We start from the raw sequence: 23,633 nt of genomic DNA, 5'->3' as shown, positions 1-23,633 counted from the left end.
TTCTATTTTTCTGCTTACTTTTACCCCCACTGATTACACAGATTAAATGATGATTACACCGATTTGTTTTAAGTTGCGAATGTACAAATTACGAATGAAACAGAATTGGAAAATATATTCTGTATTTTGTATTCTGTATTCTGTATTCTCAGTTTCTGCTCAGAACGTAAAAGATTCTTCCTTATTTTTTCCGATGGTGAAATTTTCATATTCGTTTCAACTTCCAGGGGGAGATTTGGCAAAACGATTCGGATATAATTCCAATGTAGGTTTGAATTTTTCCATCAAGACAAAAAGGAATTTGATTTTTGGTGCGAGCGGAAGTTTTTTATTCGGTGACCAGATTAAGGAGAATGGAATCCTTGACAGTTTGAAAACCTCCAGCGGATTCATCATCAACCAAAATGGCAATCCTTCTGTTGTAAGGTTATTTGAAAGAGGATTCACCGTTTCTCTTCATGTCGGAAAACTTTTTCCGATTCTTTCCCCTAACAAAAATTCAGGTATCATCATTTATGCTGGACCCGTCTTTCTCCGCCATAAAATAAAAATGGATGACATCGGGCATCAGTCGCCACAATTGGTTGATCCTTATCCGAAAGGATACGACCGCCTCACTGCGGGTTTAGGCGCGCATGAATTTATCGGCTACATGTATGTGGGCAACAAGCGCATGTTAAATTTCTTTGGCGGATTTGAATTCACGCAGGCATTCACGAAAAGCCAGCGCAGTTATGATTATGATTTGATGAAAGCGGATACTGACAAGCGAATAGATTTACTGAATGGAATCCGTATCGGATGGATTCTTCCGCTGTACAAAAAAACTCCTCAGGAATTTTATTACCACTAACGAGTGATTTTCTTCTATCAGATATTCATTCAGCTTTTTTCTTTTTTAGTTAAAGTTGCCTCGTTGTTCAATCGCAAAGCAAGATTATTTGTAAGCGGAAGAAAAAATGTTTTTTGGAAACTGAATGCTGCTCTTAGTTCGTCCCTCGTCCCTCGTCCCCCGTCCCTCGTATGGTTTCACTGTTCTTCCCTCGGTGAATTTGAACAGGCACGCTCTTTAATTGATAGAATCAAGAATCAAGAATCAAGAATCAAGATATTGATTACGTTTTTTTCTCCTTCGGGATATGAGATTAGAAAGAATTATGAAGGAGCAGATTTTATTTTCTATTTACCGATTGATACTAAATCTAATGCGAGAAGATTTCTTGACATGGTAAATCCATCGCAAGTGTTTTTTGTCAAGTATGACTTCTGGTATAATTACCTTCATGAACTGAAAGAAAGAAACATTCCGGCTTATCTTGTTTCTGCGAATTTCCGCCAGGAACAGTTCATCGGCATGTATGGAAAGTATCTGCGAAAGGTCTTGTCGTTCTTCAATCATATTTTTGTACAGAATGATTTTTCACAGAAACTGCTTTCAGAACAAAAGATTTTAAACGTGTCCGTGAGCGGTGATTTGCGCTACGACAGAGTTTCTCAAACTGTTTCTACTGTAAAGAAGAATCAGATGGTAGAAATGTTTAAAGGAGATAACAAAGTAGTTGTCTGCGGAAGCACGTGGGAGAAGGATGAAGAAATTGTTTCAAGTATAAAGTATCAAGCCTCACTACCCAATACTTACTACCCAATACTGAAATTAATTATCGCTCCGCATGAAATAAATGAAGCCCGCATCCAATCAACAATAAAACAATTCAGCAATAAAACAATTCTGAGGTTTTCCGAAATCAGCAAAGAACCCGTTTCAACAGCGTTGGATAAATTGAAGGACGCAAAAGTTCTTATCATTGATAACATCGGCATGCTTTCCTCTCTCTATCAATATGCTGACATCGCTTACATTGGCGGTGGATTTGGAAGCGGTATTCATAACATTCTGGAAGCTGTTGCCTTTGGCGCTCCTGTCATCTTCGGACCCAACCATCATAAATTTCCTGAGGCAAAAGAAATTATTGAACAGGGCGGAGGATTCAGCATTGTGGATACAAATGATTTTCAGAAAGTGATGAACTTGTTTCTCTCGGATGAAAAAATTCTCATGATGGCTTCCATGGTCTGCAAAAACTTTGTAATGCAGAGAAAAGGAGCGGTGGAGAGAATTATCAGCGCTTTACATCTCGAAAACTAAAATCTTTTTTATATTTACCCTGTTGAATAAAACTCAATATGCAATTGGGTTTAGGTGTCATTTTAATTTTCTAACATGAAAATATCTATTCGCCAAAGGACGAATTCCGTTTTTCTCGGGACTGTTCTTTTCTTCTCATTAATCTCTTGCGCCCTCTTCGCGCAAAAAAACCCTGTGGTGATGAACCACCAGTATTGCACTACTGCAAGAGTGGTTTGCAACATCACTGACCAGCCCAGCGAAGGTTCTCTTTGCAATTCAGGTTGCAGCGGAAATAATAATCTGGTGAACGGAAGTAATTCCTGTTTTACTGGCGGGCTCACACGCTGGGGATTTTACATCTTCACTGTTCAGCAGGCGGGAACGCTCACATTCACTATCAACCCCGCTTCTCCTGGTTTTTTCGATTGCGGTGATTACAATTTCGCACTCTTCGATGTAACGAACGGATGCGGAAGTATCGGAAATGCTTTACGCTGTTCTATGGCTGATGATGGATGCACTGGCAGCAATACAGGATTGAATATGTCTGCCACTGACACTACAGAAGGAACAGGCGGTGACGGCTGGTGTAAATATCTTAACGCACAATGCGGGCGTACATATCTTCTCTGCCTGGATATTCCTGGCAATGATGGAAACGGATTCGGACTTTCATTTGGCGGTACTTGTACATTTGGAGTTCCGGTAGCTTTTACCGCAACTCCTGATACAGTTTGTGCCGGGCAGCCGGTAAACTTTGCGCTTAATTGTTATTCGCCCAACGCATTCATCACCTATTCATGGAACTTCGGACCCAATGCAACTCCATCAACTTTCACGGGACCCACTCCTCCCGCAGTTACTTTTTCCACCACCGGCACTCAGAATATTACCATCACCGGAAACACAGTTGGAGGAAACGCATGCTCCAGCACTGCTTCACAAACAGTTTTTGTTACAGCTGGCGCGCCTACTTCATCATTCACAGCTGATACGGTTGCCTGTTTGGGAACTAATACCACCGTCACATACACGGGCAACGCTTCTTCGAGCGCATCTTACACCTGGAATTTCGGAAGCGGAAATGTTATTAGCGGTTCAGGACAAGGACCTTATGTAATTTCTTATGCTTCGCCCGGAACTTATACCATGTCTCTTGATGTTACGGAATGTGCAACTCCTTCGGGCATAACAACCATGACCGTTACTGTTTTTGCTCCACCCACTGCTAATGCGGGAAACGATGTAAGTATTTGTATTGGTAACAGTACTTCTCTTTCTGGAAGCGGAGGAATAAATTACGGATGGGGACCTTCCGGAGCAGGATTGAGTTGCACGCTTTGTCAGAATCCTGTTGCTTCTCCAACTACGACTATGACTTATACACTTGCCGTGATGGATGCGAACGGATGCACGAATACAGATATTGTAAATGTCACCGTTAATCCTTTGCCCGCAGCAAACGCTGGAACAGATGTAAGCATGTGTATCGGAAGTTCTGCTTCTCTCAGCGCATCTGGTGGAAACACATATGTGTGGTCTCCTGCCACGAATTTATCTAACGTCAACATTGCAAATCCAACTGCAAATCCAACCGCATCCATTACGTATACAGTTACAGTGACCGATGCAAATGGATGCAGTAATACAGATGCAATTTTGATAACAGTAAATCCTTTGCCAACTGCAAATGCCGGAGCAGATGCTACAATATGCGCGGGTACTTCGACTACACTTAGTGCATCGGGAGGAAATAATTATCTGTGGACGCCCGCTACAAATTTATCCAGCGCAAATATTTCAAATCCTGTTGCGAATCCAACTTCTAATAGTACATATACGGTTACTGTTACGGATGCCAACGGATGCAGCAACACCGATGCGATGAATATTTTTGTGAATCCAGTTCCCGTTGCGAATGCCGGACCGAATGCAAGTATTTGTTTCGGATTCAGCACATCATTGAACGCTTCAGGAGGAAGTTCTTATTCATGGGTTCCTTCAACTGGATTATCCAATCCGAATATTTCAAATCCTGTGGCGAATCCAACATCAACCACCACCTACACCATAATTGTATCCAACGGAAATTGCGCGAGCGTAAGTTCAATGAGTGTTACCGTGAATCCGACTCCTGTTGCGACTATTTCTTTGCAGACAAATGTTTCATGTTTTGGCGGCAGTAATGGTAATGCAACTGTTACTGTTTCTGTCGGAACAAATCCGATTACGTATTTATGGACTCCGTCTTCTCAGGCAACACAAACAGCAACCGGACTTTCGCAAGGAAATTATTCCGTGTCAATCACCGATGCAAACGGATGCACCACTTCTCAAACTGTTATCATCACACAGCCCACCGCACTTACTACTTCTGTTTCCTCCACAAATGTTTCATGCAATGGAGGCAGCAATGGAACAGCGGCAGTATCAGCGGCAGGTGGCAGTCCGAACTACACTTATTTCTGGGTGCCGGGAAATTATAATACTTCTTCCGTTTCGGGATTAAGTGCACAACCCTATACGGTTCTTGTTACCGATGCCAACGGATGCACCATGGCAGCAAACATTGTAATCACTCAGCCGTCAGCATTATTCTCGAATCTTACTTCACAGCCTGCCGGTTGCGGAATGACGAATGGAATTGCAAATTCATCTGTGAGCGGAGGAACTTTACCGTATACTTATCTCTGGAGCAACGGACAGACAACTGCTAATGCTTCAGGACTCGCACAAGGAAATTATTCTGTTACGATAACGGATGCCAATAGTTGTTCAATGAGCGATACGGTGAATGTAAATCAAGATCCGCCACCTAATGCTGCAATTAGCGGGAATACAAATTTGTGCGTTGGAGAAAGCACAGTGCTCATTGCTTCTGGAGGAGGAACTTATTTGTGGAACACCTTTCAAAATACTGCATCCATTAGCATAACTCCGACTTCTTCCAATGGTTATTCTGTGATTGTAACGAGCGGCAATTGCACGGACACTGCAAATGTGAATGTGATTGTAAACCCGCTTCCCACCGCAAACGCAGGAGCGGATGTTACCATTCCTATTGGTTCGGGCGCTCCGTTGAATTCTTCCGGTGGCATTTCTTACAACTGGTTTCCTCCGGGAGGATTAAGCTGCCTCAACTGCCAGGATCCCACTGCCAGCCCCTTGATAACCACCGATTACATTGTTATTGTTACCGATGCAAACGGATGCACCGATACGGATACAATAAATGTTTTTGTTGACGCAACCTGCCAGGCGCTTTACCTGCCCAACGCATTTTCACCAAACGGTGACGGGGAAGATGATGAATGGCGCATTTACATAAACAACCTCGCCTGCGTTAAAGATTTAAAAATTTCTATCTGGGATAGGTGGGGAGAAAAAGTTTTTGAATCCACTAACACCGACTTCAAGTGGGATGGCTCTTATACACGCGGATTATTAAAAGGAGAAGAAGGCAGCGCAGTGTTTGTTTACCGCATGAAAGCCGAAATGATTTCAGGTACTAAGATTGACAGAAGGGGGAATGTTTCGGTAGTTCGATGAGATACAGATTCTCTCAAAGCGGAGCGATGTGAAAGTTTTACCATTAATGTTTTAGTGACGAAAATGCGTAAGTCCTAAAAATAAAGGAAGGGGCAAAGTATAATCGGAACTTAAAAAATATCAGGCAGCTTTTTTTCGCTGAGCAATGGGCTTGCCATTTTTATACGCTCCTAGAATAACCACTAATTTGGTTTTTCGGTATTCCGCCACTGCGTCAAGCATTTCGGCATTGGTACTTTTCCAGATTTTTACTCCTGTACCCGGGTCGGTTGCCCTGTTGCGAACTTCAAAATAAAACCCATCTTTTAAAACGGCCGGCTTCGTGGGGGGTCTTCCCCTGTTTCCACGCATTGCACCGCCCCGAATGTTATTTAATTTCATTTCTCTTTTTGATTTTGGTAAACTCTGTTGAATGTTTTTGTTAATTCTTCGGGGTAAAGGTAATTAAATAGAGATACGAGGAATGGAAAAGCTTTCTGTCATGAGAACTAGTACGAAATATCTGAAAAGCAAATTAAAAGAAACTCTGTTAAGGATAAGAACTAGTTACATCGTCTTAATCTCCGCCACTAAAGCTGTAAGCGCTTTTTTGGCATCACCAAAAAACATGGAGGACTTTGGGTTGTAGAAAATTTCATTGTCAATACCCGCATATCCCGCGTTCATCGAACGTTTGTTAATGATGATGTTCTTTGCTTTCTCAGCTTCCAGAATGGGCATTCCGTAAATAGGAGAGGCAGGATTATTTTTTGCGGCAGGGTTCACCACATCGTTAGCTCCCACAATCAGCACCACATCGGTTTGTTCAAATTCGGAATTTATTTCTTCCATCTCCACAAGTTTTGCGTAATCAACATTTGATTCGGCAAGAAGCACATTCATGTGTCCGGGCATTCTACCGGCAACGGGATGGATGGCATATTTTACTTCAACGCCTCTTTCTTCCAAAAGCAATTCCAATTCATGAATCACATGCTGCGCCTGCGCAACTGCCAATCCGTAGCCGGGAACGATCACCACTTTCTTTGAATAGTTCATCATCACTGCCACATCTGTTACCGAAGCTTCTTTCACAGTTCCTCCGGTTGTTGTCGCTCCGGCAGCTGCGGCTTTGCTTCCTTCTCCGAACGCGCCAAAGATTACATTGGTGAGAGAACGGTTCATGGCTTTGCACATTAATATGGTCAGCAATGTTCCGGCAGAGCCAACCAGAATTCCTCCTGTAAGCATGATTTTATTATCGTACAAAAATCCTCCGAATCCTGCCGCCATTCCGGTAAAAGAGTTCAAAAGAGAAATCACCACAGGCATGTCAGCGCCACCGATAGGAAAAGTGAACATGACTCCGTAAAAAAGCGCGGCAGCAAAGAGAAGATAGACGAGCATTATGCTTCCGCCAGTGTAAATATTGTAGGCTCCGAGCGCCAGTACTCCCAGCATGATCACATTGTTGAGAGCATTATAAGAAGGAAGACGGATAGGTTTTGCCATGGTGCCATTCAGTTTGAGAAAAGCAACCATACTTCCTGAAAAAGAGACCGAGCCGATAATGAGTGCCGCAATGATGGCGAGCATGAATCCTGTTTCGGCAGGCGCTCCTGTTTCAATATGATGATTGTATTCGATGAGAGAGATCAATGCAGCGCAGGCGCCTCCCATTCCGTTGAAGAGGGAAACAAGTTCCGGCATTTTTGTCATCAGCACTTTTTTCGCGGTCACCCATCCGATAACAAAGCCGATGGCGATGGATAAGAAAATCAATCCGTACACAATGGGTTTTACGTCTCCTTCATGCAGAACAATGGTTCCGACAATGGCAAGTGTCATTCCGCAGGCACCGAGCAGATTACCGTTACGCGCAGTTTTTGGGTTGCTCATCATTTTTAGTCCCATGATGAAAGTCACTGAACCGATGAGGTAGATTATTCCGAGAATTGAACTGTACATAAATTAAATATTTGGAGCCCCTCCTAAATCCTCCCCATCGGGGAGGACTTATTTTTCCACCTTTCTCCCTCCCCAATGGGGAGGGTGGGGTGGGGCTCTTTGTTTTTATTTTTTCTTTTTAAACATTTCCAACATTCTGTCTGTCACCACAAACCCTCCGACCACATTCAGTGTTCCGAGAAACACCGCGAGAAATCCGAGAGCGAGCGCCAGATAATTTTCAGGATCCACATTCAGCATTACGAAGATGGCTCCTACAATCACTACTCCGTGAATGGCATTTGCTCCGCTCATCAGCGGTGTGTGCAAAACGGTCGGCACATTTCCGATTACTTCCACCCCAACGAAGATGGAAAGGATGACGAAGTAAAATGTCATCTGATTTTCGGAGATAAAATTTAGAATATTTTCCATAATTTGAATTATTTTGTCTCACCCCTTTTTGTTCCCCTCTCCTCGAGGAGAGGGGTTAGGGGTGAGGCATGTATTATGCGTTTACTGGTTTACTTACACTTGGATGTACCGCCACTCCTTTGTGCACGATTAAACTTCCTTTTGTGATATCTTCTTCCATCTCCCATTTGAATTTGTCTTTATCGGCAAGGTGGAGTAGAAGTGTTTCAATATTTTTTGCGTAAAGGTCGCTTGCGTTCAGCGGAAGAAGCGATGGGATATTTCCTTCGCCAATAATGGTGACTCCGTGCTTCACTACTGTTTTGTTGAGTTCGCTTCCCACCACATTTCCTCCGGATTCAACAGCCATGTCAAGAATCACAGAACCGAATTTCATGCTCTTCACCATTTCTTCTGTAACGAGAAGAGGAGCTTTCCTTCCGGGAATAAGTGCGGTGGTGATTACGATGTCGGCTTCTTTCACATGTTTGCCAACTAATTCCTGCTGCTTCTTCAGAAATTCATCCGACACTCCTTTTACATATCCGCCTTCCATTTTAATAGAATCATCTCCTTTCACTTCAATAAATTTCCCGCCAAGAGATTGTACTTGCTCTTTTGTTTCTGGGCGTATATCAGATACTTCTACTACAGCTCCTAAACGTTTTGCTGTTGCAATTGCCTGCAGTCCTGCAACTCCCGCTCCAAAGATTACAACTTTAGAGGGACGAATTGTTCCAGCAGCGGTTGTCATCATCGGGAATATTTTTCCTAATGTGTCGGCCGCCATAATCACAGCTTTATATCCGGCCAGATTCGCTTGTGAAGAAAGTGCATCCATTTTTTGAGCGCGCGAAATACGAGGCACCGCATCCATGGAAAAAGCCGAGATGCCGGCTTTAGAACATGCTTCCACCAATTGAGGATTTGTTGCTGCGAACATGAATGAAATCAGAATCGCTTCTTTCTTCATCATAGAAATTTCTTCGGGCAGTGGCGCATTCACTTTCAGCACCACATCGGAATCAGAATAGCATTTGTTTTTGTCAACTATACTTGCCCCGGCAGCGGTGTAAGCATCATCGGCATAAAAGGAATTTAAGCCCGCTCCTGCTTCCACCACAATTTCGAAACCTTTTTTGACGAGCCCTTTCACCACATCGGGAGTGAGCGCCACGCGGTTTTCTTTCAGTTTGGTTTCTTTGGGTACTGAGAATTTCATAGTGCGTTTTTATTTTTCTAAAACAAAAAATCCCAGGCACATGGCAAGGGATTCGGCTTTAGAGACTATTTTCTTGTTGAATTATTTTTCTTCATACATGAATTAAAACTGAGCGAAAGTAAAAATATTAGCCCAATGTGATACATGACTGAAATCATAAATACATTTATTTGTTTTTAACACTGGGGATGTAATTTTCATTCTACGATGTGATATTTTTCTCCGGCTGTATTCAGAGAGTTTCCGTTAAAATGCCACCATTCAGTGGTGATGCCCATGAAGCCGGCTTCTGCCATTACATCACGCAGAAGTTTTCTGTTTTCAAACTGACGCCATGTGAGTTTTCCTTCTTCAATCATTCTTGATTCGGCAATTGGGTGGCCGAGTTCTCCAAAATAATCGTAAGGAGTACCCATGTCCATTTCCCAAGAATCTTCATTCACAATGCTCACATCCACCGCGCAACCAAAGTTGTGAAGCGAACCCACTTCAGGATTTGAAACATATTTGTCTTTTAGTTTTTCGGGCACTTGCAGTTCATCCCACATCATCTGTTGAATTGAAAGGGGGCGCACTCCATCGTAGATAATTAATGAGTAGAACGGAAATTTTTCTTTCAGAATTTTTTGAGCTTTCATAACTTTATCAGCAATGTCTTTTTGTAGGTAACAATTTTTTAATTCTCCGTACATATTCTTGTGCAGAAAATTATCTTCTGTGGAATATTTCAGATTGACTTTAATAGAAGGATCAAGGGTGTTTATATTAACTAGTCCAAAAGCAATTAATTTTTGTTCGAGGAAAGTGTGTTTGATAATGGCTAATGGTTGATGATTGATGGTTGATGGTTCTGAAGAGGTGAATAAGGATGGCAGTACAGAAGCGGAAAAAACGTTATCTCCAAACATTACTTGTTCGAATGTTCTCGGAACGCGTGCAACATCTTTCAGTGGTGTGCGGAAGAGATAGAGCAGGAGTACTTCAACGGAGAGAACTACCAGTGCCAATGCAGAATATCTTCTAAGGAAATTCACTTGCCAAAATTAATCTTTTGGCGCGAACGTAAAACTGTGCAATGGCAGTAAGGATAAAAATTTCTCCGAGCCAGAAAATCCACCAGTCGAAACGAACGGGAACATATAATGAAACTGCTTTCAGCATCGGTCCTTCATACGATTTCATGAAGGTGAAACAATCAATAATGAATGAAACAATAACCACGAAACTTCCGCAAATGAATAAAACCCACTCCTTTGAATTAATTCTTATTGAAGAACTTTTATTGTTGAAATAAATAAGAGAAATGGCCAGAAAAATCATACTTAAAGAAACAATGCATGGGCAAATTACCGGGCTTACCCATGGAAGCGGAATGAGAAAAAGAATATCCCATGTGAAAAGCGATTCAGGCCAGTTGAGAAGAAGTTTAAGAAATACATAATAGAAAATATCCCATATGGCGAAGCAGTAAAGAAACCATGCGAATCGTTGTGTGGAATTTTTTCCCGCAACAATTCCGATTCCGGCAAGCATAATGATGGTTGCCGCTTCTCTTCCAAGTTCTGTAATGGCGATGGCTGAACTCATATTCGCCATAGGGAAATTAAAACCGTTGGGGTAATAAATCGCGCGGAGATACACCACCACTGAGGTTTCAAGATAACCCATTGCAATGCTAAAGAGTGTGAGCCAGAGGAGAGTGCGTTTCATTCTTCGAGTTTCTTTATTTTTCTGTAGATGATATATAAAAGCAGAAATCCGAATACTCCGAATGAACAATCAATCAGTTGCCAGAAGAAAGGAATGCTCCTAATGTTTCCTGCAATAAATGCTAAAGGAAAAACCATCACGCTCGCAATCATTCCGAATTGAATTACCCATATGTTTTTCACCGGGTCGCGGTAAGGACCGATGAAAGCAATGGCAATCACAATGTGAGCGAAAGCCAGCCAATCGGTTCCGTAAGCAATGAACGGGTATTTTTCATAGGTATTAGTTATGCCATCATAAATTTTCATAAACCATTGCCGAATACTATTTTCTTCAGCGAAAGAAAAAATATAATCGCGAACTAAATCTAATTGCCACTTGATAGGAAAAGCAGTGATACCGCTCAATACAAGAAGAATGATGAAAAGAAGAATCAGCATCTTAATTTGCCTGAGTAATTTTACATTCCGCATAGTTTCGCAAAGTTAGTTATGCGATGTTGAACGAAAGAAGTAATAGAAAATTTTACTCAACAACAAGTTTGCCTGATGCTACAGGAATGTTTTCGGCAATGATTCTATAAAAATGTATTCCGCTTGAAAGATTATCGCGGGTAATCAGTAATCGGTCATCAGTAATCGGTAACCGCATCACTTCTCTTCCGAATACATCGTATAATGTAAATTCAGAACCGATCACCGATGACGGATGACCAATAACCTCAATAGTCGCTTTATCAATAAACGGATTCGGATAAACATTCACTTCAACAGAATTATTTTCTTCATCAATTCCCATGTTGCATCCGAAAGAAGTAAGCTGGCTGATTAAACTTGCACGCCTGTTAGTGATAAATGATTTAATGCCTGGAATGTTTCCCATAACATTCATGTTGATGTTGTCTTCAAAATTCTGATTAGAGAATGATTTATTCGGGTCAGCATACACATAAGGCTTGATGATAGGGTACAAACTATCAATTTTAGTATTAAGATAAGCGCTGGAAAAATAATTTGCCACATAATTGCAAATCGTATTCACATAGGTGTTATAGTAAGTTGTGTTCTGAATCATTTTATCAGTAAGCGGACGACCGGGAGGACCGGGAGGATTCGGAATGTATGCCATACTCAAGCTTTCCAGTTGAGCAACAGACATTCCCTGACTGAACTTTCCAAACGCCTCGTTTGCATCCCAGATGATAAAATCAAATTTATCAGTAACAGCATTATGATAGATGTAATAGTTATGACCTGTTCCGATATACGAATCAAGATTCACAAAAATGTTATTTGCAGCCCATGCCTCCATCCAAGCCGAAGTGTTCAGTACAGCTTCCAGTGAATCGTAAAAATTTAAAGAAGGCGTGTTATTGATTTCGTCAATCAGGTGAACAAGGTCAGTCCAGTCGTTGAGAGTTTCATTGGTTTTGAGTTCATACTTTCCATAGTAATTTGATTGAGAAGTTCCGTACCACTGAAGGGTTCCATTTCCATCACCTTTAAAGAGGTTGCCCGCGTTATTTCCATATTCAGTAGTAAGAAAGGTTTTGTTCACTTGCTCCACCAGCACATAAAATCCCCAAAGAACGTTATTTACATACACATTTGTATAGGTGGCGCGGGGCGCTTCAATGCCAACTGTCCGGCAGAAGTCATCAAAAAGTTTTTCGCGCATGAAACTGGGGTCTCCGACAACGTTGTTCAGGTTAATTGTTTTTACTCCGTCATATTTTGTTCCGCTCACAAACTCATTGAAATCAATTTTCCATGGTTTTTTAATCCCGGGTGCGTTAAAGGATGAATTGCCTTTGAACTGAATGCCAACGGAATCTATATACGTTCCGTCAATCTCCACATCGCCCAGCATTTTCTTATCCAGTGGTTTGTAAGCAATCAAGGAATCGTACCAGCCAGTCTGGCTGAAAAATATTTTTATTGTGTGAATCTGAGCAGAGTTGAAAAGAGAATCGCCAGGAGACTGTGCAGAACAAATGAATAATGAGTAATGAGTAATAAATAGGGTGTAGAGGAGAAGCTTTTTCATAATAAGATTTTACTCCATAATAAACTTGCCGGAAGAAACAACCTCGCCCCAACCCTCACCTGAAGGAGAGGGAGTAATAACACGGTAGAAATAAATTCCTTTTGATTCAAGCAGGTTGATGGATTCCTGCCTGCTGTTTATAGTTTGCTTATGAACTTTCTGCCCCAGCGAATTATAGATTTGAATTTGAACCGGAAACTGCAAGCCGTATACCGCAAACTCACCGTTGTTTGGATTTGGATAAATATCAATTTCTGAATTAACATCGTTTCCATTCTCCTCAATTCCCGTTGTACTGCATGAATCCAGTAACGTTACTTGTGTGACAGGTGTGCCATTACTCCAGTTCCCCATAGAGGTAACATTGCTGCCTGCCCCGAATACGTAGCTGCAATTGGTGCCGTAAAAAGTGCAGTTGAACAACGCGATGCAGAATTTCCAGCTCCCGAAATAATCCAGCGCATCAACAGAGTTGGAAATATTGGGGTCTGCAACAAAAAAATAATGATTAGCCGTTAAGGGAGGAGAGCCAAGCGAATCAGAATTTATTTCAAGGTAATTTTTATTGGAACAGGGAATATTGTACAAACTGTCCCATGCCTGTTCTATTTCTTGCAGTGATGCAATGTTATAGGCATCATCTTTTGCGCGCACGATAATTATTTTTGTAGTAGAAGGAAGTCCGGCATAACTATCATAATTTCCTCCACCAACAAAATCGGCAACGGCATCAAAGGCAGGCAGTCCGAGAGATTGATAGTTGTTGGCGATTTCCAGCGACATCATTCCTCCGCGCGAATATCCGGTGGCACCAATCATTACCTTTCCATTCAAATCCCTTTTGGGTTTCACATGAGCACCGTTATCTAATTCCGTAAGCGCAAGATTAATTACACCAGCTGAAACTGTTAGTTGCTGTTGGTAAAGCAGTGTGTTGCCTCCATATTGATACAAAGGATAGATTACAATGTATCCCTTCTTTGCAAAATGATGAAGCAAATACATTTCATTCAGCGGAACCAATGTTGAATCCATATAATTCTGCAATGTGCCGTGAAACACTACGATAACCGGAACAGAGTCAGGGGATGGACTGGCGGGTTCGAAAAGCCAATACATATTGGTAATGTCAGTTCCGTATCGTGAACTGTCGTAAGTAGTATAAGGATAATTAAGACCTCCGGGACCAGTTGCCAGCTGTGCAGGAGGAGTAATCTGCGATAATATTCTGCTTGAGGCAAACGCCATTATCAGAACAGAAAAGAAAATGGAAGTTCTCATTTTATCACTTCTAATTTTATGTTTTGAATGAAGTCATCGGATTTTAATTGCAGAAAATAAATTCCGCAGGGCAGGTTCAAATTCACGCAAAATGTTTCGCGATAATTATCTTTTATAGTTTGAAAAGAAACCTCTTTTCCCAGTAAATCTACAATTTTTAATTCGGCTTTTGCTTGCCTTATAAGAGGAATGTTAACTGTAAAATACCCGCTGGAAGGGTTGGGATATACGGTAAAAGAAGAAATCAAAGGTTCTTCCATTCCTGTTGGAATGCAAAGTTGATTATTCCAAAGCGAATCAAGAAATGAGGTCATGGCAAGAAACACCGCATTGGTTGCAGTTAAATTCGTTATCATAGTGCTATGGTCGTATCCAGTAAACATATGCAGGCGCGAACAATGATTATAATAAATCAGCGAATCGTGAAACGCGGAATCCTGGTCTATCCATAAATTATCAAGGTCTCCGCATAGAATTAAAAACTTTGTGCTGAAATTATTTGCACAATGATTTGTCGGCTGGGCAACATCCCAGTATAAAGATGTATCGCCAAGCATATTTATTATCGGTGACCAGTCGGCAGGATTGGTCATGTCGAAATCAACGGTGGCAGAAGTGAGTATTACACCGTCTACATTCAACCCCGCAGTGTTTGAACATCCGGCAAGCATGCTGTTGATGGGGCGCACTCCAAGATATGCCGCTATCTGTCCTCCTGCTGAATGTCCATAAATTACGATGCGGGATGAATCTCCATTCATCAGCGAAGCATTATTTTTTGTCCATGCGAGCGCACAGGTAATGTCCTCAATATGGGAAGGATAAGTTACTGTGGGAGTCAGGCGGTAGTTGATATTTACCACAGCGTATCCTTCATTATTAAAAAGTTGCGATGCGTTCTGATAGGGCGCTCCGCTTTTATCACCCGTAAACCATCCTCCACCGTGTGCAATAATAATTATCGGAGCAGCAGGAGAAGCGGCAGACCAGTAATCAAGTTTTTGTAAAGGGTCGCTTCCGTATGGAATGTCCGTTTGTGTTTGGGCAAGCGAACTATTGTGAACGAAAATCAGCAGAGCAGAGAGAAGTAAAAGAGTTTTCATTTTATCACTTCTAATTTTTCAGTTTGAATGAAGTTGTCGGATTTTATTTGCAGAAAATAAATTCCGCTTTTAGCTTCGCTCAGGTTTACAGTTTTCAGATTACTGTTTAGAGTTTGCTCATGAACAATCTGACCTAAAGAATTATAAATCTGTAGTTGAACAGGAAACTGCAGACCGTAAACCGTAAACTCTCCATTGTTCGGATTAGGAAAAACATTAATTAAAATATTATTGGAAAGATTTTGAACTTCAGTTGCAACAGTTGTTCTCCAGATTTGTCCGCCTGCCGTATAATTGGGACCACCGAAATACATATTATTTCCAAAACTGATTGTCACAGGATTTTCCCCATCAATATCAGGGTTACCAAAACCATCTGTATTTGATTGCACAAAGAACCAGCCATCGCTTGAACGCCAAATCGGACAACCGTTGGAAGTTGCCGTATCTGTATAAGCGGTAACCCATATATAGCCAAAAGCAGTGTCAATATTGTGAAGCTCTTCAGCAGAATTACCTTTTCCAAAAGCATCTGTTGTAACTGACTGCCAGTTTATTCCATCACCCGTTCTGTACATTTGTCCGCCTAATATTTTATTCGTAGTAGCAGCAAAAAGGGTATCATTAAAAACCTGCAGGCAGGCAATCACAATGTTGGAAGGGACACCAAATCCATATCCGGTTCCTCCTAATAAGTTTTGTGTAAAATTTATTCCATCCGATGATTCCCAAATCTGACCACTGCCATTGCCGCTAAAATAAATTTTGTTGTTCCATACGCACCAATAACTGATAAGATCCACAATATCTGAAGCGGTGGTAGCCACTGTATCAAAATCTATCAGCTTCACCCAGTCAGCAGAATCGGTACTGTTATAGGGAATTCTGAAAACCTCAGCATTGGTGCTTCCGCCATGAGAGCCACCGCCCGCATAAAGGTACGGGATGGTATCAGAAGTGCCTTGAAACACCACCATATTAGGAGAAGGAGTAATTAGTCCCGGGTTTCCAAATCCTTTTTTACTTATGGCTGTCCAGTTTGAGCCATCAGTTGACCGGTATATTCTTGTGCCGGTGTTCGGACTCCCTGTTCCTAACCACATGATTCCACCTCCCAGATTTGTTTTGCCGAAGGAAGGAATATTTTTTACAGCTGAAGGCAAAGCCGGAATAAAGTTTGTTACTTGTGTCCAACTGCCGGTGTTTCCTGTAGTTGAACGCCAGAGTTGTGCTGTTCCAACGGCTTTCTGGGCAGTAGCAGCATACAACTGTCCTTTAAAAACATCAAACTCTACAATGCCGTAATTATTTGGATTGCTGAATCCATCCGTAACAACAGGTGACCAAACGTCTGCTTGCGCGAAGGTCAGATGAGAAATAAAAATCAGTCCGATAAAAAGTGTAAATATTTTCATGAGTATAGTTTTTCTTTTGACTCATATTTGCTCCAATGGTTTAATTTATTTTATCACTTCTAATTTTATTGTTTGAATGAAGTCATCGGATTTGATCCGCATAAAATAAATCCCGCTTTGCGCTTTGTTCAGGTATATTGATTCTTGTTTGCTGTTTACTGTTTGCTCATGAACAATCTGCCCCAGCGAATTATAAATCTGTAGTTGAACCGGAAACTGCAGACCGTAAACCGTAAACTCTCCGTTATTGGGATTTGGATTTACCGTAAACTGTAAACCGGAATCAGCAGACTCATTTATCCCCATAAAACAACCGTTGCTTGCAAGTTCGGTAATCACGCTGGTTCTTCTGTTTTTTATAAACTTCTTCAGACCGGGAATGTTAAATGTTCCGGTAATATCAGTTGATATGTTGGTTTCAAATTGTGAGTTGGAATAAAACTTTTGCGGGTCGGCATAAACGTAGGGTTTAATTACAGTGTACAAACTGTCGATTTTCGGATTAAGAAATGTAGTATCAAAATCATGCGCCACAAAATTGCATACTTCCCATGTATATAGTCCTTTGTAAGTGTTGTCGGCAAGCATTTTAGTTTCGAGCGGGCGGTTTCCCGAAGGGCTAGGAATATAAAAGATGCTTAAGTTTTCCAGTTGAGTGATGCTCATGCCCTGATTGAAGTTGCCGAATGCTTCGTTCACATCCCAGGTAATCCAGTTGAATTTGTTAAAGGTAGAATCATGAAACACATAATAGTTATGCCCCGAACCCTGATAAGAATCCAGATTAGCAAAAAGAATATTCATTGCCCATGCCTTTATGGCAAGAGGCGTGTTCATCACCACTTCCATCGAATCATAAAAACTCAGAGGCAGTGTGTTGTTGAGTTTATCTATGAGATGCACAAGGTCTGTCCAGTCATTCAGCGTTTTATTTGTTTTCAGTTCGTATTTTGTATAGTAAGAAGAAGGCAAAGAGTTAACCCATTGCAAAGTTCCGTTGGGGTCGCCTTTGAAAAGATTTCCGTCATTATCGGCAAACCAGTGCTTGAGAAAAGTTTTGTCGGCTTGTTCCACCAGAGTATAAAATCCCCAGAGCGTATCGTTCACCAGCACATTGGCATAGGTGCAGCGCGGGGCAGGAATGCCGTTGCGCACGCAAAAATCAAGCGCCACTTTCTCCCGCATGAAGGTAGGGTCTTTAAAACCGTTGTTCAGGTTAAGGGTTTTTTCTCCGTTACATTCCTGCAAGGTGTCATATTCATTAAAGTCAATCTTCCATGATTTCTTTTTGCTGGGGTTGTTGAAAGAAGAGTTGCCTTTGAACTGAACGCCCACTGAATCATACATCACTCCGTCAATCATTACATTTCCCATCATTTTTTTATCCAGTGGCTTGTAGGCATAGAGCGAATCGTACCATTTTGCCTGTGAGAAATAAAACTTAACGGTATGGATCTGCGATGTATTGAAAATGGAATCGCCTGAGGACTGGGAGAAGGCAATGTAAGAGGTAAGAGGGCAGAGGGCAGATGTCAGGAAAAGAGTAAGAAGTTTTTTCATAAGAAGGATTTATTGAAAGATTCCTATTAGATAAGTAATTGAAATCAAGGTTTAAACATACTAAAACTTTTTGTTGAAAAAATAGTTACCTGTTTTTTGAGATAATTCGATTTGATGGCACAATTTTGGATTATTACCGCAACAAACCACTTCAATGAAAAAAATTACTTACCTATTTATGTTTTTGGCTGGCATGGCGCTGGCACAGGAAAAAGCCGTCATTCAACTAAACCCAAAACCTGCACCGCAACAAACACAGCCTACTGCCACGGTTTCCCCCACTGCTCCTGAAATTACCTTCACTGAAACCACTCATGATTTCGGCAATGTGAAAAAGGGTGCGCCTGTAGTTTATAAGTTCAACTATAAAAACACGGGCAAAGAAGCGCTCATCATCTTTGATTGCAAGGCAGGATGCCATTGCACCACGCCCAAATGTTCGAAAGAGCCGCTTAAGCCGGGTAAAACAGGTTTCATAGAAGTTCATTATGACAGCATGCGCGTAGGCAGCTTTGCAAAGGAAGTCATAGTTACTTCCAATGCGAAAAATGCGTATGTAAATCTTGTGATAAAAGGAGTGGTAGTGGGAGAAGCCGAAGGAACAGATGAAAAATCTCCCGTGAAGAATGAAGAGAAGATGAAGGAAACTGAAAACAAACATCAATGACAATTAAAAATATATTTTAACTTTGCCAACCTAAAAAAACAGCACTATGAAAAAAGTAATTCTTTCAGTCGGTTTTCTCTTCTGTATAAGCATGATTTCTTTTGGGCAGGAAGCGCCAAAAACTAATCTTGCTCCTAAACAGGAAGTGTCAAAAGCTCCTGCAGAAACTCCTCCGGTTGTGAAACCTGCAAATCCCAATGCGCCTGAAATCACTTTTGAGGAAACATCTCATGACTTTGCTACTCTTCAGAAAGGGGATGAGTGTTCGTATGAGTTTAAATTCAAGAACACTGGCAAAGAGCCCTTGATTCTTGCAAACTGTCAGGCATCGTGCGGATGTACAACGCCTACTTGCCCAAAAGAACCCATTGCACCCGGTGCAAGTTCAATGGTTAAAGTAAAATATGACAGCAATCGTGTTGGTGTTTTCACTAAAACAGTTACGGTAACTTCTAATGCAAAAAATTCTCCTGTTACTCTTTCTATCAAAGGAAAAATTGAAGGACCTGCACAGGAAGAAGCTTTCCCCGGAAAGAGCAACGGAGGAATGGGGCAGTAATAAATTACAAATTACAAACAAGCAAACAAAATCTCACTATGAAAAAGACAATCCTTGCATTTGCGGTAATAGGTTTTACTGCATTTGTTTCCAACGCGCAAACACCTGCACCACAACCTGTGGTAACCACAACTGTCGCACCTGTTCAGGATAATCCTAACGCACCCGAAGCGGTTTATGAAAAAGAAGTGCTTGACTACGGCACTATTGAATATGATGCTGATGGCACCCGTGAATTCGTATTCAAGAACACAGGTAAAGAGCCGTTGATTATTTACAGCGCTACCGGTTCATGCGGATGCACAGTTCCCACTGCTCCTAAAGATCCTATCTTGCCTGGAAAAACCGGAGTTATTAAAGTTCATTACGATACAAAGCGTGTAGGAAATTTCGAGAAAACAGTTACTGTTTCTTCCAATGGAAAAACGCCTTCTAAAACCTTGAAGATTCATGGAATAGTAAAGCCGGCTCCGACTCCTGTTGGAACCACCACCACTGTTGCTCCTACTCCAACTCCAAAATAGTAAGCTAAAGGTATTTGTGAAGAAATTATTTCTAACTATCCCGTGCATGCTCTTAATGTGCGGGATATTTTTTTTCTCTTTTCTTTCCGCTCAGGAAAAAAGGCAGGGTGCTTTCCTGAATGTGAAAGACCCGAAATATAATTTTGGATTTGTAAAACAGGGAACGGTTGTCAAGATTGAATACTTTTTTGAGAATTCCGGAACAGATACGCTTCATTTTTCCAATGTTGAAGTCACCTGCGGATGCACAGTAGCTGATTTTCCGCATTACCCCATCAAACCGGGAGATTCAGGAGTCATACTGATTACTTTCAATACAAAAGAAAAATTCGACAGGCAGGACAGAACCGTACAGGTAATTTCCAACGCATCTAATTCGCCAACAAAACTTCGTTTCAAAGGAGTGATTCTTGAAAATAAATCTGATAAAGAAAAGAAAAAGTGATAAATTTGCTCCTGTATTAATTTGTCATTCGTCATTTGTAAATCGTAATTTACAATATGCCTAAAGTTTCTCACAAAGCCCATCATATGCCTCCTTCGCCCATTCGGAAATTAGTTCCGTATGCAGAGCAGGCAAAAAAAGCCGGAAGAAAAGTGTATCACCTCAACATCGGTCAGCCGGATATTGAAACCCCTGAAACCATGTTGAACGCGATTCATAATTTTTCTCCTAAAGTGGTGGAGTATTCTCATAGTGCCGGAATAGAAAGCTACCGCAGAAAACTTGCTGAGTATTACAAAAAGCACAATATCAATATTGATTATACAGATATAATTGTCACAACCGGAGGTTCTGAGGCGATTGAAATTGCGATGATGACTTGCCTGAACGAAGGCGATGAAATAATTATTCCCGAACCTTTTTACGCGAACTATAATGGATTTTCTACGCAAGCGGGAGTGGTGGTGAAACCCGTTCGTTCTTATATTGAAAGCGGATTTGCCCTTCCGTCTATCACTAAGTTTGAAAAAGTGATTACGAGAAAGACAAAAGCAATTATGATTTGCAATCCGAACAACCCCACCGGATATTTGTATTCTCGGGCAGAACTGGAAGCCCTCGGTGAATTGGTGAAGAAGCACGATTTGTTTCTGTTTGCCGATGAAGTGTACCGTGAGTTTTGCTATGGAACTGAAAAACATTTTTCTGTGATGGAGTTAAAAGGAATCAGCAGCAATGTGATTCTTCTTGATTCGGTTTCGAAAAGGTATTCTGCTTGCGGGGCGAGAATTGGAGCGCTCATTTCGAAGAACAAAGAGGTGATGGCAGGAGCGTTGAAGTTTGCGCAGGCAAGATTAAGCCCGCCAACATTCGGGCAAGTTGCTGCGGAAGCTGCTATTGATACGCCTCAATCTTATTTCGACAATGTGAAAAAAGAATATGTGGCGCGCAGAGATTTTGTTGTTGACACGCTGAATAAAATGGATGGTGTTTTCTGCCCGAAACCGGAAGGAGCTTTTTACTGCATTGCGCGTTTGCCTGTGAATGATTCGGATGCTTTTTGTCAATGGTTGTTGGAAAAATTTGAATACAAAAACCCCGATGATAAAAACGGGGCAGGTCAGACAGTCATGCTTGCCCCCGCAACCGGATTTTATTTTACTCCCGAAGCCGGAAAAGATGAAGTGCGGATTGCCTACGTTCTCAAGATTGAAGATTTGAAGAACGCCATGATTTGTCTGGATGAAGCACTCAAAGTTTATCCTGGAAGAAAAATTGCCGAATCGGTAAACTTGCCTGCCGAGGCAGGAGAAAAAGCACTTTAATGAACCCCGTAGGACTTTGGTTCTTGTCCAACGGGGTGAAGCTCATGATATACGGGCTTCTCATTTTTATTTTTCTCTTTCTCTCTTGTGGAAATGTTTCCGTTCGGAATTCTGTTCAGGAAATTTCCTCTTCGGAAATTCAAACGAATAAATCTTTAATAAATCCTTCTGGTAAAACTCTCGAAGCGAGATTCCTACTGCCTGAAGGATTTCAAAGAACAAAGAAAGATTCAAATTCATTCGGTAAGTATCTGAGAAAACTTCCGCTCAAGCCCGATGGAAGCAAAGTGAAACTATTTAATGGCGAAGAAAAGAATGCAGAAGGCGTTTACGATGCGGTGGTTGATTTGCCTATAGGAAACAAAGATTTGCACCAATGCGCTGACGCGGTGATGAGATTAAGAACGGAATATTTATACGCTCAAAAGCAATACGATAAAATCCATTTCAACTTCACCAATGGTTTCCGCTGTGATTATTCAGAATGGATGAAAGGAAAAAGAATTGCTATAAACGGAAACAAAGTTTCATGGAAACAATCTGCACAGCCCTCAAATACGTATAAAGATTTCTGGAGTTATATGGAAATGGTTTTTTCCTATGCAGGCTCATTGTCTTTATCGCAGGAATTAAATTCAGTTCTGGTTGAAGATTTACAGATTGGAGACGTCTTTATTCATGGCGGAAGCCCCGGTCATGCAATAATTGTGGTAGATGTGGCAATGAATCCAAAAACAAATCAGAAAATATTCATGCTTGCTCAAAGCTACATGCCCGCGCAGGAAACACAAATCCTGAAAAATCCGAATGATGAAAAATTAAGCCCTTGGTATTCTGCTGACTTTGGAGAAACGCTTAACACGCCTGAATGGACATTTACTAAAAATGATTTGAAAAGATTTCAGGAATAATTATCTGCTTACGTTTATTGCTTCCCTCACACTTCCATATTTCAAAAGCAATTCTTTTGCGGCAGAGTAGGGGAGTTTAAGTTCGCGCATAATCATTTTTGTTCCTCGGTCAACCAGTTTGTTGTTGGAGAGTTGCATATCCACCATTTTATTTCCGCGCACGCGCCCGAGTTTTATCATAACAGTAGAAGAAATCATATTGAGGACAAGTTTCTGTGCTGTGCCTGATTTCATGCGTGTGCTTCCGGTTACAAATTCTGGTCCAACCACAACAACTATCGGATGCTTTGCGGTTTTCGCTACAGGACTTCCAGGATTACAAGTAATACATCCTGTAGTAATTCCGTTCTTGTTGCATTTTTCCAGCGCGCCAACCACATACGGAGTTGTGCCCGATGCTGCAATTCCTATCACCACATCTTTTTTAGAAATCTTATTTGCTTTCAGGTCTTTCCATCCTTGTTCGGAAGAATCTTCGGCAAACTCAACAGCTTTGCGTATGGCTTTATCTCCTCCTGCAATCAATCCAATTACCATTCCCTGCGGAACTCCATACGTTGGCGGACATTCAGAAGCATCCACAATTCCTAGACGTCCGCTTGTGCCGGCTCCTATGTAAAATAATCTCCCGCCTTTTAGCATTTTACTGACAATCACGTTCACTAACTTTTCAATCTTCGGAATTTCTTTTGCAACAGCATACGCAACTTTTTTATCTTCTTTATTAATATTCAGCAGAAGATTTTTCACACTCATCTTTTCAAGATGGTCATAACGGGAATCTGATTCAGTGATTTTAGTAATCATATGGCAAATATCGTGAATCCCTGAAAACAAAAAGACCCCGC

General features: G+C 41.4%; 22 protein-coding genes. 9 read left to right on the top strand and 13 right to left on the bottom strand.

The features are described from left to right. Positions 1-94 precede the first annotated feature (94 nt). From HY841_08260 to HY841_08250, 3 genes are all read left to right on the top strand, one after another. Complete coding sequence (locus HY841_08260; GenBank protein MBI4930740.1) at positions 95-853, top strand: hypothetical protein; 759 nt, start codon at positions 95-97, stop codon at positions 851-853. A gap of 3 nt (positions 854-856) precedes the next feature. Next, positions 857-2,146 carry a 3-deoxy-D-manno-octulosonic acid transferase gene (locus HY841_08255; GenBank protein ID MBI4930739.1) on the top strand — a complete coding sequence of 430 codons (1,290 nt, stop codon included), beginning with the start codon at positions 857-859 and terminating at the stop codon, positions 2,144-2,146. 180 nt (positions 2,147-2,326) lie between these two features. Next, positions 2,327-5,677 carry a gliding motility-associated C-terminal domain-containing protein gene (locus HY841_08250; GenBank protein ID MBI4930738.1) on the top strand — a complete coding sequence of 1,117 codons (3,351 nt, stop codon included), beginning with the start codon at positions 2,327-2,329 and terminating at the stop codon, positions 5,675-5,677. 120 nt (positions 5,678-5,797) lie between these two features. On the opposite strand, the gene HY841_08245 is transcribed toward HY841_08250, so the two are convergent. The 12 genes from HY841_08245 to HY841_08190 all read right to left on the bottom strand — a co-directional run bounded on the left by HY841_08245 (position 5,798) and on the right by HY841_08190 (position 18,354). After that, positions 5,798-6,028, bottom strand: coding sequence for a hypothetical protein (locus tag HY841_08245; protein ID MBI4930737.1), 231 nt, complete (start codon positions 6,026-6,028; stop codon positions 5,798-5,800). Positions 6,029-6,223: 195 nt separating this feature from the next. Beyond that, positions 6,224-7,624, bottom strand: a complete 1,401-nt coding sequence (locus tag HY841_08240) for an NAD(P)(+) transhydrogenase (Re/Si-specific) subunit beta (GenBank protein ID MBI4930736.1) — start codon at positions 7,622-7,624, stop codon at positions 6,224-6,226. A 105-nt stretch (positions 7,625-7,729) separates the two neighbouring features. Next, on the bottom strand, positions 7,730-8,038 hold the full coding sequence (locus HY841_08235) for an NAD(P) transhydrogenase subunit alpha (GenBank protein MBI4930735.1): 309 nt from the start codon (positions 8,036-8,038) through the stop codon (positions 7,730-7,732). 73 nt (positions 8,039-8,111) lie between these two features. Beyond that, on the bottom strand, positions 8,112-9,239 hold the full coding sequence (locus HY841_08230; GenBank protein MBI4930734.1) for a Re/Si-specific NAD(P)(+) transhydrogenase subunit alpha: 1,128 nt from the start codon (positions 9,237-9,239) through the stop codon (positions 8,112-8,114). 197 nt (positions 9,240-9,436) lie between these two features. After that, positions 9,437-10,273, bottom strand: coding sequence for a M15 family metallopeptidase (locus tag HY841_08225; protein MBI4930733.1), 837 nt, complete (start codon positions 10,271-10,273; stop codon positions 9,437-9,439). Beyond that, positions 10,260-10,907 (bottom strand): hypothetical protein, encoded by a 648-nt coding sequence (locus tag HY841_08220; GenBank protein ID MBI4930732.1) that lies wholly within the window; start codon positions 10,905-10,907, stop codon positions 10,260-10,262. The genes HY841_08225 and HY841_08220 overlap by 14 nt, the downstream gene beginning before the upstream one ends. Positions 10,908-10,945: 38 nt before the next feature. Continuing rightward, positions 10,946-11,422, bottom strand: coding sequence for a hypothetical protein (locus HY841_08215; protein MBI4930731.1), 477 nt, complete (start codon positions 11,420-11,422; stop codon positions 10,946-10,948). A 52-nt stretch (positions 11,423-11,474) separates the two neighbouring features. Further along, positions 11,475-12,995: a CotH kinase family protein gene (locus HY841_08210; protein ID MBI4930730.1), complete on the bottom strand. Its 1,521-nt coding sequence runs from the start codon at positions 12,993-12,995 to the stop codon at positions 11,475-11,477. Positions 12,996-13,004: 9 nt separating this feature from the next. Continuing rightward, positions 13,005-14,276, bottom strand: coding sequence for a T9SS type A sorting domain-containing protein (locus tag HY841_08205; GenBank protein ID MBI4930729.1), 1,272 nt, complete (start codon positions 14,274-14,276; stop codon positions 13,005-13,007). Further along, entirely contained in the window at positions 14,273-15,379 is a 1,107-nt protein-coding gene (locus tag HY841_08200; GenBank protein MBI4930728.1) for an alpha/beta hydrolase fold domain-containing protein, read from the bottom strand. Before HY841_08200 ends, HY841_08205 begins: the two co-directional genes overlap by 4 nt. Beyond that, on the bottom strand, positions 15,376-16,794 hold the full coding sequence (locus tag HY841_08195; GenBank protein MBI4930727.1) for a T9SS type A sorting domain-containing protein: 1,419 nt from the start codon (positions 16,792-16,794) through the stop codon (positions 15,376-15,378). Before HY841_08195 ends, HY841_08200 begins: the two co-directional genes overlap by 4 nt. Positions 16,795-16,839: 45 nt before the next feature. Then, positions 16,840-18,354 (bottom strand): CotH kinase family protein, encoded by a 1,515-nt coding sequence (locus HY841_08190; protein MBI4930726.1) that lies wholly within the window; start codon positions 18,352-18,354, stop codon positions 16,840-16,842. A gap of 154 nt (positions 18,355-18,508) precedes the next feature. Between HY841_08190 and HY841_08185 the strand changes: the two genes are divergently transcribed. The 6 genes from HY841_08185 to HY841_08160 all read left to right on the top strand — a co-directional run bounded on the left by HY841_08185 (position 18,509) and on the right by HY841_08160 (position 22,785). Next, positions 18,509-19,021 (top strand): DUF1573 domain-containing protein, encoded by a 513-nt coding sequence (locus HY841_08185; protein MBI4930725.1) that lies wholly within the window; start codon positions 18,509-18,511, stop codon positions 19,019-19,021. A 91-nt stretch (positions 19,022-19,112) separates the two neighbouring features. After that, the gene (locus tag HY841_08180) at positions 19,113-19,580 is read left to right on the top strand and encodes a DUF1573 domain-containing protein (protein MBI4930724.1); all 468 of its coding nucleotides are present in this window, start codon (positions 19,113-19,115) and stop codon (positions 19,578-19,580) included. Between the two features lie 38 nt (positions 19,581-19,618). Beyond that, positions 19,619-20,104, top strand: a complete 486-nt coding sequence (locus HY841_08175; protein MBI4930723.1) for a DUF1573 domain-containing protein — start codon at positions 19,619-19,621, stop codon at positions 20,102-20,104. Positions 20,105-20,159: 55 nt separating this feature from the next. After that, the gene (locus HY841_08170; GenBank protein ID MBI4930722.1) at positions 20,160-20,549 is read left to right on the top strand and encodes a DUF1573 domain-containing protein; all 390 of its coding nucleotides are present in this window, start codon (positions 20,160-20,162) and stop codon (positions 20,547-20,549) included. Between the two features lie 56 nt (positions 20,550-20,605). Further along, complete coding sequence (locus tag HY841_08165) at positions 20,606-21,874, top strand: pyridoxal phosphate-dependent aminotransferase (protein ID MBI4930721.1); 1,269 nt, start codon at positions 20,606-20,608, stop codon at positions 21,872-21,874. 44 nt (positions 21,875-21,918) lie between these two features. Beyond that, positions 21,919-22,785, top strand: a complete 867-nt coding sequence (locus HY841_08160) for a DUF4846 domain-containing protein (GenBank protein MBI4930720.1) — start codon at positions 21,919-21,921, stop codon at positions 22,783-22,785. Here HY841_08160 and murQ read toward each other — a convergent pair whose 3' ends face one another. Next, the gene (gene murQ, locus HY841_08155) at positions 22,786-23,592 is read right to left on the bottom strand and encodes an N-acetylmuramic acid 6-phosphate etherase (protein MBI4930719.1); all 807 of its coding nucleotides are present in this window, start codon (positions 23,590-23,592) and stop codon (positions 22,786-22,788) included. Between the last annotated feature and the right edge of the window lie 41 nt (positions 23,593-23,633).

This window comes from Bacteroidota bacterium, from assembly GCA_016213405.1.
GTDB lineage: Bacteria > Bacteroidota > Bacteroidia > Palsa-948 > Palsa-948 > Palsa-948.
Note: the sequence above shows the minus strand (reverse complement) of the source record. Positions and strands in the feature narration are given on the sequence as shown.